This is a genomic window from Bradyrhizobium yuanmingense, assembly GCF_029167105.1.
GTDB lineage: Bacteria > Pseudomonadota > Alphaproteobacteria > Rhizobiales > Xanthobacteraceae > Bradyrhizobium > Bradyrhizobium yuanmingense_A.
In genome coordinates, this window is sequence record NZ_JARFML010000001.1 from 92,435 (window position 1) to 105,413 (window position 12,979).

The window sequence follows — 12,979 nt, forward strand, 5'->3', positions numbered from 1 at the left end:
ACGACGGCGTTGCTGCTCGGAAGCTCTCCTGGTCAGGCACAGGTCGCAACGACCGGCACGACTGCAATGGATCTGCCGACGGTGCCGGGCGCGATCGTGGTCTCACCGCTCAACAGTCCCGGGCCGTTTTCCGCAACGACCGTGTCAGGTGCCCCGGACACGACGCTGGCGCCGGTTCCGCTCGCGTCGGATCCGACGACGCCGGGGACGGTGGTCGTCTGCGCTCCGCCGTCGTCATCGCCGACGCCGGTGCCGGCGACGCCGACCGTATCGCCGATAGGCCTTGCATCACCGGGCATCGCGGCGCCGTTGCTGCCGGTGATAAGGCAGAACAGCAGCGCCACCGGTACGATCTCCTCAGCTGCGTCCTCAGGAACAGGTACGACGGTCGGATGCAGCTCGACGCCGGGGGGAGAGGTGACGAGCGCTGCGTCCCTGCCATTGTCGATCCCGCAAGTGGCAACAAGCCCCGCACCTGGTACGATTCAGGCGGAAGCCAGTGGTGCCGGTGGGACGGGCATAGACCCGAACGCTGCGGTTGTGCCCAGCCCGAACAGTTCGGCTTGCATGGAAGGCGTCTCGATGAATCTCGCCTCGCCTGCGACTGTGCTGCCGGCGAACGCTTCAGGCGCAGCACCAACGCCCGGCGTGTCGCCGGTGCTGCCGCCCGGATGCTGAAGTGCTTGGCCTGCGCCCGGCGGCCGCGCGTGACGTGCCGGTTTACTGGCTGGCGCTGCTACTTGCCGTGCTGGTCACGCTTGGAATCTACGCCTTCATGCGCTCGCACCACGGCCTTGCGCTGTCCGCGAGCCGTGACAACGCAGCGGCGGCGCGCAGCGTCGGCGTCCGTACCGCGCGGACGCGCCACGTGCTGTGGATCGTGGTCGCGTTCGCCACCGGCGTGGTCGGCGCCGTGGTTTATTGCAGAAGGCGCGTCGGTTACTCGCGGCCGTCATGTTCGAGATCGAAGGTGAAGACTCCATCGGGACTCGAAGGGCGCGCGAGCACCTCGGGATGGCGCAGCGTGCGCAGGGCGTCGTGGTAGCCGGCGCGCCAATGCTCCTGCATCGACAGCCGCGAGAACTCGTAGTCCTTGGAGTGTCCCTCGTGGTTGCGTGCGCGATAGATGAGATGGACGATGTTGTAGACGTTGCGGGAGACAGCCGTGCTGAGCAGCTTCACGTCCTCGTGTTGCCTGAGATCGTCGGGCAGCCGGCCGAGCAGCTCCGTGAGCGCGCGCCGCAGGCGCTGCACCCGCTTGAACTGGTTGGTGCGGGCGCGCGTACGGCTGGAATACTGGATTTCCTTATGCCGTGTGATCACTTCGGCCATGTTGGCGGGAAGTTGGCCGCGCGCGCTCCAGAGGTCGACCTGAAAGGCCAGGATGTCCTGCGGGGCATCCGATTCGATCACCCATTGCAGCGGCGTGTTGGAAACGAGACCGCCGTCCCAATAGTGCTCGCCCTCGATCTCCACCGAAGGAAAGCCCGGCGGTAGCGCGCCGCTCGCCATGATGTGCTCCGGCCGAATGGTATGGATGGTATTGTCGAAATAGACGAAATTACCAGTTCTGACGTTGACCGCGCCGGCGCTGAAGCGCGTCAGTCCGCTGTTGAGCCGATCGAAATCGACCAGCCGCTCCAGCGTGGTCTTGAGCGCACGCGTGTCGTAGATGCTGGTCGCATCGCTGGCTCCGCCGGGCTGCAGCCAGGGTAACACGGGACGGGCGGAGAAGAATCCGGCGGCGCCACACGTGGCCGCAAGACCGGCGTTCATCTGGTTGATGAGGTTGCGTGTGCTGTCGCTCTTTGTCCAATCGCTGAAAGCCGACCAATCCCAGGGCGCCGGCGCGGTGACCTGGGTCCAGAATTCGCGCAGGCGATCGACGCGGCACTCCGGCGGGTTGCCGGCGATGATAGCCGCATTGATCGCGCCGATCGAAATGCCGGCGACCCAATCGGGGTGGATGCTGGCTTCGGCGAGGGCTTCATAGACGCCCGCCTGGTAGGCGCCGAGCGCACCGCCGCCTTGCAATAGCAGGGCGATGCAATCAAAGGGAAGCTGCCGCTGCGCGGGTGAGAGCTGCGGTCGAGGCTGGAAGTTCATGACGAGTGGGCTCTTTGACTGGTGATAGCGATGCCTTGTTAACGGCGGCTCGATTCCTGCTTTCCGACTTTGGGCGGCTCGAGCGTCACCTCTTTCAAATGGTCGCCGCTGGCGACCACGATCACGAAGTTGAGCTTGCCGTCCTGACGCATCAGTCCACCGGCCAACGCGCTGCCGGCTGCCGCTCTCTCGGCGACCCGCACGGCATCCGACAATTCCTGCTTGATCCATCTGAGGGTGAGGATGTTGGCGAGGTCTTCCCGGTCGAGCTCCTTCAGCGAGAACGTCAGCTCCTTTCCGGTGATTCTGCCGGTATTGGCGTCAATGGCGTTCTCCCACACGTGCTCATTCCTGATGGTGCGGACGCGGTAGAGGGGCGAGCCCGCCGACTCGAAGCTGATGTCGGCCGTCTTCGAGCCGCTATGCAGTTGTTCCGCGATCGCCATGGCGCGGCTGAGGGGGATGCGTGTGGTGCGGAATTCCGAGAGGACGCGGCGGATGTCGGCTTCCTCGTTGTCGCTCTGCGAAGCCGCGCCTTGGCTGTCGACCGGCGAGAAATTGCGGACGTCCCCGACGGCGGCGCCGGCGGCGAGCGTGGCGGACCACACGATCAGTGCAAACAAATGTTGTTTCGACATCGGATCAATCCCGGTCTGGTCGGTCAATTATTCGCCGCCGGCGAGTGCGCGACGACGATCTCCTTGTCGGAGGGCCCCGGCAGCGACTGATTGGTATCGATCACGACGCGCTCCGGTGGCTTCACGTCGGAGTGGATGCGGATTGGGAGTCGTGCAGGACCCGGCTCGGCGGGATGAGCGGGCAGTTGCGCCGGCAGCACCCAGTTCGCCAGGAAAAGCAGGCAGACCAGCGCTCCACCCACCGACAGGAAGTAGCCGCGCAAGGGGAGGGCGGAGTCGGTCGGCAGGCTCGCACGCATGAACTTTGCGGATCGTCGGCTCACGGCAGGTCGCTCCCGACGGGCACATCGGTCAATCTCATCATCAGATACTCCAGGGGCGCGGGTGCCGGCGTGCGAGCTCGACATCGAGATAGCCACGCTCGTCGAGCCAGTCCGTTGGACAAAAGGCGCGGGCTTTCGGATCGATCATGAATCCGTCGCGCTGGAGCGCAGATCGCGTTCCGGTACGACCGGTCCAGATGGCCTCTCCGCTGGTCGGATTCACTTCCATCACGTCAAAGACTTCGATGAAGTTCAGCATGTCAGGATACCGGGCGCCGTCTCACGTCGACTGCGACATGCGGTCGAATTCCTCGGGGGCGACGCCCCTGCGCGCGAGCTCGGACTCGATCACGTCGAACAAGCATTCGACCGGCGCGATCCAGACATTGACCCAGTAGATGATGCAGTCGCGGGCGATCAGCAGGGCCGGTGTCATGCGAGGGTCCTCCGCTGCAGTCGAACGGTGCCGGGCCGGCGCGCGGCAAGCGTATGAGCCCAAGCGATGATTGCGATCGTGATGCCAAGCAGCACGCTCAGGGTCACGAGGCACAGGGCGACAATCGCGTTCAGCGATGCGGCGGCGAGGCCGGGCAACGGATTTTCGCGCATCAACGCAAACAGCAGTGTTGACATTTCGCGTCTCCTTAATAAAATATACCGTATAGTTCATATAAATCACGCGCCGCTGCCGGAGTCAAGGCGAGTGCCTCACAAGCGCGTGTGCAGGATCAATGCGGCGAGGCTCCGCCAGGGCTGACCAGAAGCCTCGAGTAGAGAAGGGATCTGACATGACGAGATTGACGCAGGTGTTGTTCGCTGCGGTCGTGGTCGCGCTTGGTGGCGCAGCATCTGCCCAGGAGAACCAGGGCACCGCCGAGCAGCGGGCGGCCTGTACGCCCGACGCCTTTCGTCTGTGCAGTGCCTACATTCCCGATCCGTCAGGCGTCGAAGCGTGCCTGCGGCAGAGAAAATCGGATCTGAGCGCGGCGTGCAAAGCGGTCTTCGACCATGCAACCACCGGCTTGGCGAAGGGCAGATGAGCGACGTTGCGGCTGATGTGACCGGGCTCTGCCCTGGATCGCATCGGCGTCCCGATGGAGACAGAGCGATCTCATGAGTGCGGTCTACATACCCGCCCTGGCCGCCTTCGGTGGCTCGGCGTTCGGCGCGGTTTCGACCATCGTCAGTGCCTGGTTTAGCAAACGCAGAAGGCTTCGCGAGCGCCATCATGCCCGCTCGTTCTCGAAGCGCGAACGGCTGTACCGCAGCTTCATCGAGGAGGCATCGCGGCTCTATGCCGACGCACTCGTCAGCGACAGGGCGGAAATCCCGCAACTCGTCAGTCTGTACACGCTGGTTGGCCGCATGCGGATCCTCTCGAGTGACGAGGTCGTGCATGCCGCCGAGCGAGCCGGTCGTCTGATCATCGAGACCTATTTGTCGCCAAATCGGACGTTCGTCGACTTGCCCGATTTCATCGAGGAGATGGACCCATTGCGCGACTTCGGCGAAGCCTGCCGCAGCGAGCTGATGAACCTTCCGGTGCGGTGAGAAGCATGCGCGAGCGGATTGACGACCGAACCAGGAGCACCCGCCGAAGGATCGTGCAGGCTGCCATCCATCTCTATGGCGAGATGGGGCACAACAAGATCACCGTCGCCGACATTGCGCGGCACTTGTCGATGTCCTCAGGCAACCTCTATCGATTCTTTCCCTCGAGGCGGGCGATCGAGGAGGCTGTGGTGGAGCAGGTGCTCGAGGAGGCGGTCAGTGCGGCGGCTGAGGCGGCCGGCGGTAGCGGGCCGGCGCTACGGCGCCTGGCCGCAATCCTGAAGGCCATCGCCGACTGCAATGAAGGTCGGCCGGCGAAGCATCGACGACTGCAAGACCTGATAAGTCTGGCCGTTCGTCAGAACTGGACGGTCGTCCTCACCTACGACGACAGAATCCGTGGGCTGGTGCGACCGATCATCGGCGTGGGGCAAGCACGCGGCGAACTGCAGGGCGGCAGTCCGATGGCGCTGACCTGCTGCCTGCTGGAAGCCATGGACGTCCATCTCAATCCATCGCGGACCGGAGCTGCGACGCTGCGACCGAGCTTCGAGGAGATGTTGCGATTTTGCACGAGCGCTTTGCGTCGCGCGCCATTCCTGCAACCGGCCGAGTTGACAGCCCACGTGCAGCTCAAGGCCGCCGGCTGACGGGTTGCCTCTGGCGTGCCGTGCCGACGGCCGCAGGGCTGCTACGACCAGTCCGTCTCGCAGGCTGCCAGGAAAAAGCCGACGCGTTCGCGCACGAAGGCTGGAAGTTCCTTCTTCAGGTCCTTCTGAGTTTCACCGACGAGCGACCGGAACAGCATCGGCAGCAGGATCAGGTCGAGAAAGATCTGCGCGGTAGCGCGGCTTCGCTTGGCGCTGAAAGGGCCTCTCGGGGTGCGAGCAAGCTTCTGCGTGGCGTCGTCCAGCAACTGGGACACCGCGGCCAGGGAGCGATCGCGCGCGGCGTCGTGAACGTTACGACTCAACTCGGGGAACCGCTGCGATTCCGCGATCGTCGCGCGCACCATGCCGAGCGATTCCTCGACCACTCTCTCGACGATGGCGGTCCCGAGGCTCGTCAACTTGTCCTCGATGGTGCGCCCCTCGGGCGAGAATCCTTCGAAATCCGTCAAGCCGTCGATGGTGCGGGCCACCACCGCCGCGAACAGCGCTTCCTTGCCGGGGAAGTGGGCGTAGATGGTCGGCTTGCTCGCAGGAGCAAGCTCGGAAATATCGTCGATGCTGGCGCTGCGGAAGCCCTTCTCCAGAAACAGCTGTTGGGCCGCATCGAGAATGCGCGCGGGCGCGTCGCCGGCAAGATCCTTGGGCGGTCTGCCGCGCTTCGTCTTCTTCATTATTTGACCTCCGAAATCACGAGTCTGTGCGCTTCGCTTTCTCACTTGACATCGTTCGCGAAGAAAGGCAAGAAAAAGAAAATATACGGTTTAGTTTATTAATGCGTTGGTCCCAAGCGTTGGCGGCATGGCGCGTGGTCCGATGATCCTGGCCCCCGAACGGTGGGGCGTTCGACCCGGTCGTCGAAGCAGATGGAGAATGTGGTGACTGTCTCGAACCAAGAACCCGCCGGCTTGCAGGAAGGCGTGCTGCTGCGCGAGCTGAATCGCCGGGTGACCAACGGCGTTGCCTTCGCCATCAACCTGGTTTCCGCTGCCGCCATCCGGGCCGAGGGGGCGGAAGCCAAGCGCGCGCTCAGCGATGTCGCTGAGCTGCTGCATGGCTACGCCGATCTGCATCGCGCGTTGGCGGTGCCCGCGGGCGAAACGCTGATCCATGCCGCGACTTACCTTCGCAAGCTTGGCTGTGGCATGCGCCGGGCAGTCCTGGACCGGATGAACATTAAGCTGGCATTCGCGACCCAGCCTCTTGCGCTTCAGCCGCCGCGCTGCTGGCATCTGGGACTGATCGTCCATGAGCTCGTGATGCACGCGGCGCGGCACGCTTGTTTCGACGACCGGGCCGGGCAGATCAGGATCAAGCTGACGCGCATCGGCGGATTGGTGAACTGCGTGATCCTGGACAACGGCTCGCGTCCCGCGCGGGAGACGTCCGACCGCGAATTGCGCATTGCCAGGGATATCGCCCGGGCGCTCGGCGGCCGGATCGAGCAGGGTTTCGGCGCCGATTTCACCTCGATCGTCCTGTCGTTCCCGCTGACCGAACGCGAGCGCGGCGCGAACTGGTCGATCGCAACGCGGCAGATGAGGACGCCGCGCCGCACGCGAGCCACTGCTCCCGATGACGCTGCACACGTTTCCTGCCGCGCCGCGGATGCGCTTGGCGGACTGTTGTCACCATCCCACCACATGGACGCGCCATGACAAGCCGATTCCCGAATCCCGTTCGAACGCCGCAGGCGGGGAAGGCCCTCGCCGCAGCGACCGTGCTTGTCAGCATTACGCTGACCGGTTGCACTGACCACGCGGCGCAGACGACCACACGGGCGACGCCGGTCCGGACCACGATCGTGCAGCCGCGGGACCGGCAAGCTGCCATTACGTTGACGGGCGAGGTCCAGTCGCGCTTCCGTGCCGATCTTTCGTTCCGCGTCAGCGGACGTGTGATCGCTCGCACCGTCGACGTCGGTGCTCACGTCAACAAGGGCGACGTTCTCGCTCGCCTCGATCCGAGCGAGCAACAGGCCGATGTCGATGCCGCCACGGCGGCAGTGGCCTCCGCCGAAGCCCAGCTGCGCGTGGCGAAGGCGACGTTCGAGCGGCAGAAAGCGCTGATCGCAAGCGGCTTCACGACCCGTACCGTCTATGACCAGGCCCAGGAAGGCCTGCGAACCACAGAGGGTGTGCTGGAGGCGGCCAAGGCGCAGCTGGGCACCTCGCGCGATGCGCTCGGATATACCGTTCTGCGCGCCGAAGCGGACGGCGTCATTACCGCGCGAAATCTCGAGGTCGGCCAGGTCGTTCCGGCTGCCCAACCCGTGTTCTCGCTTGCACAGGAGGGGGAGCGGGATGCGGTGTTCGAGGTCTACGAATCCGTCTTTCTTAACCAGACAGAGAGCCGCCGCGTCACGTTGGCGCTGGTCTCCGATGCCAGTGTGACAGCGACGGGTGAGGTGCGAGAGATTTCACCGGCGATCGACGCGAAGAGCTCCACGATCCGGGTCAAGGTGTCCATCGAGAAGCCGCCGGCAGCGATGACGCTGGGCAGTGCCGTCGCGGGAACGGTGAAGGCGGAAGCTCAGAAAGAAATCACCTTGCCGTGGAGCGCGCTGATGGCCGCTGGCAGGAAGCCTGCTGTCTGGACCGTCGACCCGAAAACGCAGACAGCGTCGCTGAAGCCCGTCACGGTCCGCGCTTATGAAGCCGGTCAGGTGCTGATCAAGGCGGGCCTCGAGCCCGGCGAGCGCGTCGTGGTCGACGGCGGTAAGCTCTTGAGCGTCGGCCAGTTAGTCACCGAGGAGGGAGGTCAGTCATGAAGCGACAGGTCATGATGATCGCTGGCACGCTCGCCGCGGCCTCGTTGCTCGCGGGCTGTCAGCAGGAGGCGAACGCGCCGGAACCCGTGCGCCCAGTACTCTCAATGGTAGCCAAGCCGAATAGCGGTGACAGCACGGTTGCGGTCGGCGTCGTCGAGCCGCGCTACAAGACCAACCTCGGCTTTCGCGTACTCGGACGGCTCACTTCGCGCTCAGTCAACGTTGGCGACATCGTGAGCGAAGGACAAATCATCGGGTCGATTGATCCCACCGCACTCGATCTTGCCGTTCGCGCGGCCAAAGCTCAGCTTGCGAAGGCCGAGGCGCAGCTTGCGACGGCCAAGGCCACGGAGCAGCGGCAACGCACGCTTATCACCAGCGATGCGACCACGAGGCAGACGCTGGATAATGCCGAGCAGGCCCGCGCCGGCGCAGAAGCGAGCGTCGCGCAGGAGCAGGCGAACCTGACCAAAGCGATCGAGCAACTCGGCTATGCCCAGATCAAGGCCGACTTCGGCGGCGTCGTCACCGCCGTCGGCGCGGAAGTCGGCCAGGTGGTCTCGCCCGGTCAAACCGTGGTGACGGTCGCGCGCCCGGACATTCGCGAGGCGGTCGTCGATATCGGGGAAGACCTGCCTGTGCCGCTGGACGTCGGTCTCCCGTTCAGCGTCAGCCTGCAACTCCTCCCCGCCGTTCAGGTCGAGGGCAGGATCCGCGAAATCGCCCCGCAAGCCGATGCGGTGACGCGACTGCGACGTGTTCGGATTGCGCTCGAGAACCCGCCCGAAAGCTTCCGGCTTGGCGCGACGGTCACGGCAAGGCTCGGCAAGGGCCAGAGCAAGGTCTTGCGCCTGCCGGCATCGGCGGTGCTCACCAAGGACGGCGCCGATTTCGTCTGGGTGGTCGATCAGTCCGCCGGCACCGTCTCGCTGCAGAAGATCGATGGCATCGCCGAACCGGCGGGTCTTCGCGTCACCGGCGGGCTTGCCGCGGGCACCCGCGTCGTCACCGCCGGAATTCACAGCCTCAAGCCGGGACAGCATGTCCGCTTCGAACAGGATCAAGAGCCATGAAGTCGTTCAACCTCTCCGACTGGGCGCTCGGCCATCGTTCGCTGGTCTGGTATTTCATGATCGCCTTCATGGCGGCCGGCCTGTTTGCCTATCTCCAGCTGGGACGGCAGGAGGATCCTGACTTCACCATCAAGACCATGGTGATCCAGGCGCAGTGGCCGGGCGCCTCGCCCGAGGAGATGACGCGTCAGGTCACCGATCGGATCGAGAAGAAGCTCGAGGAGCTGGAATCGCTCGACTACACCAAGAGCGTCACCATCGCAGGTCAGACCACGGTCTTCGTGTACTTGCGCGATTCGACCAAGGCCGCCGACGTCAAGCCGACCTGGGTGCGTGTCCGCAACATGATCGCCGACATCAAGGGCGATTTCCCGCAAGGCGTGATCGGACCCGGCTTCAACGACCGCTTTGGTGACGTGTTCGGCAACATCTATGCCTTCACCAGCGACGGCCTGAGCCAGCGACAACTCCGCGACCAGGTCGAGGACATCCGCGCGAAGGTGCTGACCGTGCCCGACGTCGGCAAGGTGGACATTTTGGGCACACAGGACGAGGTGATCTTCCTTGAATTCTCCACCCGCAAGGTCGCAGCGCTCGGCCTCGACGTTCACGCGATCATGACCTCGTTGCAGGGCCAGAATGCGGTCGCGCCGTCGGGCGTGTTCCAGGAAGGCCCCGAGCGGATCAGCGTCCGCGTCAACGGCCAGTTCACGTCCGAGGCCAGCCTCAAGGCCGTCAACCTGCGCATCAACGACCGCTTCTTTCCGCTCACGGACGTCGCGACCATCACGCGCGGCTATGAGGATCCGCCACAGACCCTGTTCAGGTACAACGGCCAGCCCGCGATCGCGCTCGCGATCGGCATGAAGTCCGGCGCTAACCTCTTGAATTTCGGCGAGGCGCTGAAGCAGGAGATGACGAAGATCATTGCCGATCTGCCGATCGGCGTCGGCGTGCACCTCGTCGCCGACCAGCCGGTGGTGGTCGAACATGCCGTCTCCGGTTTCACGGAGGCGTTGTTCGAGGCGGTGATCATCGTGCTCGGCATCAGCTTCCTCAGCCTTGGCATGCGCGCCGGTCTCGTGGTCGCGATCGCGATCCCGCTCGTCCTTGCCATCACCTTCGTGGTGATGGCCTATTGCGGCATCTCGCTGCAGCGCATTTCGCTGGGCGCCCTGATCATTGCGCTCGGCCTTCTGGTCGACGACGCCATGATCGCGGTCGAGATGATGGTGGCGCGGCTCGAGATTGGCGATCCCCTCGAAAAGGCGGCGACCCACGTCTATACGTCAACCGCTTTTCCGATGCTGACGGGAACGCTCGTCACCGTGGCCGGCTTCATCCCGATCGGGCTCAACAGCAGCAACGCCGGCGAATTCACCTTCACCTTGTTCGTGGTGATCGCGGTATCGCTGATCGTCTCCTGGGTCGTGGCCGTATTGTTCACGCCGCTCCTCGGTGTCACCATCCTGCCGGCCAGGATGAAGGGACATCACGAGCAGAAGGGCCGCATGGCGCAGATGTTCGCGCGTCTGCTCCTGTTCTGCATGCGTCATCGCTGGAGCACCGTCGCCGCGACGGTCGGCGCCTTCCTTCTCGCTTTGTTCGGCTTGCAGTTCGTGCAACAGCAGTTCTTCCCCTCGTCCGATCGTGCCGAGCTCGTGATCGACTGGAACCTGCCGCAGAACGCTTCGATCACCGAGACCAACACGCAGATGGCTCGCTTCGAGCGGGAGCAGTTGCGGGGCAACGATTCCGTCGAGCACTGGTCCACCTATGTCGGCACCGGTGCGCCGCGCTTCGTGCTGTCGTTCGACTTGCAGACCGCCAACACCTGGTTCGGCCAGCAAGTGATCGTGACCAAGGGCGGCATCGCCGCGCGCGACAAGCTCAAGTCGCAGTTCGAGGACTATTTGAGGAAGACCTTCCCGGGCACCGACACCTACGTCAAGCTGCTCGAGGTCGGCCCTCCCGTCGGCCGTCCGGTGCAATACCGCTTGAGCGGCCCCGACATCGCCGAGGTCCGCGACCTCTCGCAGAAGCTTGCCGGCGTCATTCGCGGCAATCCCGATCTGGGCAACGTGGTGTTCGACTGGATGGAGCCGGCGCGCGTCGTCAAGGTCGACGTGCTCCAGGACAAGGCGCGCCAGCTCGGCGTGACCTCGGAGGACATTGCCACCACCCTGAACTCCGTGCTCCGGGGCTTGCCGGTCACGCAGGTGCGCGACAGCATCTATCTGGTCAATGTCACGGGACGTGCAACCGCCGCGGAACGCGCCTCGATTGACACGCTGCGCGATCTGCAACTGACCGGGCTCGGCGGCCAATCGGTGCCGCTGGGGGCCATCGCCAATCTGCGCTACGAGCTGGAGCAGCCCACGATCTGGCGGCGCGCGCGGATCCCGACCATCACGCTCAAGGCCGCCGTCGCCAGCAACGTTCAGCCGAAGACGGTCGTCGACCAGCTCGCGCCGAAAGTCGCGGAATTCGCCAAGCAGCTGCCCGCGGGCTATTCGATTAAGATCGGCGGCTCGGTGGAGGAGAGCGCCAAGAGCCAGGGGCCGATCATCGCTGTCGTGCCGCTGATGCTGTTCGTGATGGCGACCGTGCTGATGCTTCAGCTGCAGAGCTTCTCACGCTTGTTCCTGGTATTCGCGGTCGCTCCGCTCGCGCTGATCGGCGTCGTCATGGCCATGCTGCCGAGCGGCGCACCGCTGGGCTTCGTGGCCATCCTCGGCGTGCTCGCCCTCATCGGCATCCTGGTCCGCAACTCCGTCATCCTCATCGTGCAGATCGAGGATCTCAAGAACGAGGGCAGGCCGGCCTGGGATGCCGTGGTGGAAGCAACCGAGCACCGCATGCGGCCGATCCTGCTCACGGCCGCCGCGGCAAGCCTCGCGCTGATTCCGATCGCGCGTGAGATTTTCTGGGGCCCGATGGCCTACGCCATGATGGGTGGCATCATCGTCGGCACGCTGCTGACGCTGCTGTTCCTGCCGGCGCTCTATGTGGCGTGGTTCGGGATCCATCCGGATCATGCGGATGAAGCACCTTCACATCAGCCCGAAGCCGTTGCGAACCACGCGCGCGAAGACGGGCCCGCTCGCCATGCTCCGCAGCCTGTGCTCGAGCCACAAATCTAGAACGGAGACGACGATGCTCTCGAATACGCTATCAGCCTTTGCTGTCACGGTGACGGTCGCGGCGAGTTCGCTCGCTTCGTCGATTGCATTTGCGCAATTTCCGCCGCCGCCACCGATGGCGCCCGCCGGGCCTCCGCCGATGGCTCCAGCAGGTCCCCCCGCCATCGCGCCCCCCGGTCCGGCCGCTGTCGCTGGTCCCGGACCTCGGCTCGGTCCAGCAGACGGGCCGCGCGCCGATCTCGCGGCGCGAGGTGTCGGCGGAGGGCCCGCCGCCGTGAACGCCGCACGCGCGACGGCAATCAATATCGGAAATGGCGGCGGCTATCGCTATGGCGGTGTGCACGGATATGGATACAGAGCGCGCGCTGCGAGCTATGCCGGCGCATACGCGGCCGGCGCTTATGCCGGGTACATCTATGGCGGAGCGCGCTCCAGCTACTACTCGAGTAGCGACTGTTACTACGTTTATAGACGCCATCGCAGGTATCTCGTCTGCGACTAGCCCCACGAGCAAGCATGCATATGAGGCCCTCTTGCTGAGGGCGCCGTGCATCCCAGCGCCGATCGAACTACGGAACAAGTATTGCCGTTCTTTTTGGGTTGCGCGATGTTTTGCCGCGAGTGAACAACTTCACACTTGTTTCGCTGAAGTAGCCATATGTTGTCAGGGTAATCGGCGGAGAGGCTGATGCACCGGCACTTGAATC

17 protein-coding genes are annotated in these 12,979 nt (G+C 64.5%); 9 read left to right on the plus strand and 8 right to left on the minus strand.

Annotation, left to right across the window (positions count from 1 at the left end):
- Nucleotides 1–32: 32 nt before the first annotated feature.
- On the minus strand, nucleotides 33–344 hold the full coding sequence (locus tag P0R31_RS00440) for a hypothetical protein (protein WP_275512398.1): 312 nt from the start codon (nucleotides 342–344) through the stop codon (nucleotides 33–35).
- 368 nt (nucleotides 345–712) lie between these two features.
- Here P0R31_RS00440 and P0R31_RS40980 point away from each other — a divergent pair, with 368 nt between their 5' ends.
- The gene (locus P0R31_RS40980) at nucleotides 713–1,045 is read left to right on the plus strand and encodes an ABC transporter permease subunit (protein WP_430516785.1); all 333 of its coding nucleotides are present in this window, start codon (nucleotides 713–715) and stop codon (nucleotides 1,043–1,045) included.
- On the opposite strand, the gene P0R31_RS00445 is transcribed toward P0R31_RS40980, so the two are convergent.
- From P0R31_RS00445 to P0R31_RS00470, 6 genes are read right to left on the minus strand one after another with little or no spacing between them, the layout of a single operon-like run.
- A complete protein-coding gene (locus P0R31_RS00445; RefSeq protein ID WP_275512399.1) occupies nucleotides 940–2,106 on the minus strand; it encodes a DUF3734 domain-containing protein in 1,167 nt (388 codons plus the stop codon). The genes P0R31_RS40980 and P0R31_RS00445 overlap by 106 nt on opposite strands.
- Nucleotides 2,107–2,144: 38 nt before the next feature.
- Nucleotides 2,145–2,744, minus strand: a complete 600-nt coding sequence (locus tag P0R31_RS00450; RefSeq protein WP_275512400.1) for a PepSY domain-containing protein — start codon at nucleotides 2,742–2,744, stop codon at nucleotides 2,145–2,147.
- A gap of 23 nt (nucleotides 2,745–2,767) precedes the next feature.
- A complete protein-coding gene (locus P0R31_RS00455; RefSeq protein ID WP_275512401.1) occupies nucleotides 2,768–3,067 on the minus strand; it encodes a hypothetical protein in 300 nt (99 codons plus the stop codon).
- A gap of 40 nt (nucleotides 3,068–3,107) precedes the next feature.
- Nucleotides 3,108–3,326: a hypothetical protein gene (locus P0R31_RS00460; protein WP_275512402.1), complete on the minus strand. Its 219-nt coding sequence runs from the start codon at nucleotides 3,324–3,326 to the stop codon at nucleotides 3,108–3,110.
- 21 nt (nucleotides 3,327–3,347) lie between these two features.
- The gene (locus tag P0R31_RS00465) at nucleotides 3,348–3,503 is read right to left on the minus strand and encodes a hypothetical protein (RefSeq protein ID WP_275512403.1); all 156 of its coding nucleotides are present in this window, start codon (nucleotides 3,501–3,503) and stop codon (nucleotides 3,348–3,350) included.
- Nucleotides 3,500–3,700: a hypothetical protein gene (locus P0R31_RS00470; protein ID WP_275512404.1), complete on the minus strand. Its 201-nt coding sequence runs from the start codon at nucleotides 3,698–3,700 to the stop codon at nucleotides 3,500–3,502. The genes P0R31_RS00465 and P0R31_RS00470 overlap by 4 nt, the downstream gene beginning before the upstream one ends.
- Before the next feature lie 155 nt (nucleotides 3,701–3,855).
- Between P0R31_RS00470 and P0R31_RS00475 the strand changes: the two genes are divergently transcribed.
- From P0R31_RS00475 to P0R31_RS00485, 3 genes are all read left to right on the plus strand, one after another.
- On the plus strand, nucleotides 3,856–4,107 hold the full coding sequence (locus tag P0R31_RS00475) for a hypothetical protein (protein WP_275512405.1): 252 nt from the start codon (nucleotides 3,856–3,858) through the stop codon (nucleotides 4,105–4,107).
- 73 nt (nucleotides 4,108–4,180) lie between these two features.
- Nucleotides 4,181–4,618 (plus strand): hypothetical protein, encoded by a 438-nt coding sequence (locus tag P0R31_RS00480; protein WP_275512406.1) that lies wholly within the window; start codon nucleotides 4,181–4,183, stop codon nucleotides 4,616–4,618.
- Between the two features lie 5 nt (nucleotides 4,619–4,623).
- Nucleotides 4,624–5,268, plus strand: a complete 645-nt coding sequence (locus P0R31_RS00485; RefSeq protein ID WP_275512407.1) for a TetR/AcrR family transcriptional regulator — start codon at nucleotides 4,624–4,626, stop codon at nucleotides 5,266–5,268.
- Between the two features lie 41 nt (nucleotides 5,269–5,309).
- On the opposite strand, the gene P0R31_RS00490 is transcribed toward P0R31_RS00485, so the two are convergent.
- Nucleotides 5,310–5,960, minus strand: a complete 651-nt coding sequence (locus tag P0R31_RS00490) for a TetR/AcrR family transcriptional regulator (RefSeq protein WP_275512408.1) — start codon at nucleotides 5,958–5,960, stop codon at nucleotides 5,310–5,312.
- 204 nt (nucleotides 5,961–6,164) lie between these two features.
- Between P0R31_RS00490 and P0R31_RS00495 the strand changes: the two genes are divergently transcribed.
- From P0R31_RS00495 to P0R31_RS00515, 5 genes are all read left to right on the plus strand, one after another.
- Nucleotides 6,165–6,944 carry a sensor histidine kinase gene (locus P0R31_RS00495; protein WP_275512409.1) on the plus strand — a complete coding sequence of 260 codons (780 nt, stop codon included), beginning with the start codon at nucleotides 6,165–6,167 and terminating at the stop codon, nucleotides 6,942–6,944.
- Complete coding sequence (locus P0R31_RS00500; protein WP_275512410.1) at nucleotides 6,941–8,056, plus strand: efflux RND transporter periplasmic adaptor subunit; 1,116 nt, start codon at nucleotides 6,941–6,943, stop codon at nucleotides 8,054–8,056. Before P0R31_RS00495 ends, P0R31_RS00500 begins: the two co-directional genes overlap by 4 nt.
- Complete coding sequence (locus P0R31_RS00505; protein WP_275512411.1) at nucleotides 8,053–9,129, plus strand: efflux RND transporter periplasmic adaptor subunit; 1,077 nt, start codon at nucleotides 8,053–8,055, stop codon at nucleotides 9,127–9,129. The genes P0R31_RS00500 and P0R31_RS00505 overlap by 4 nt, the downstream gene beginning before the upstream one ends.
- Entirely contained in the window at nucleotides 9,126–12,272 is a 3,147-nt protein-coding gene (locus P0R31_RS00510) for an efflux RND transporter permease subunit (RefSeq protein WP_275512412.1), read from the plus strand. Before P0R31_RS00505 ends, P0R31_RS00510 begins: the two co-directional genes overlap by 4 nt.
- Before the next feature lie 274 nt (nucleotides 12,273–12,546).
- Nucleotides 12,547–12,774, plus strand: coding sequence for a hypothetical protein (locus P0R31_RS00515; protein ID WP_275512413.1), 228 nt, complete (start codon nucleotides 12,547–12,549; stop codon nucleotides 12,772–12,774).
- The last annotated feature ends 205 nt before the right edge of the window (nucleotides 12,775–12,979 follow it).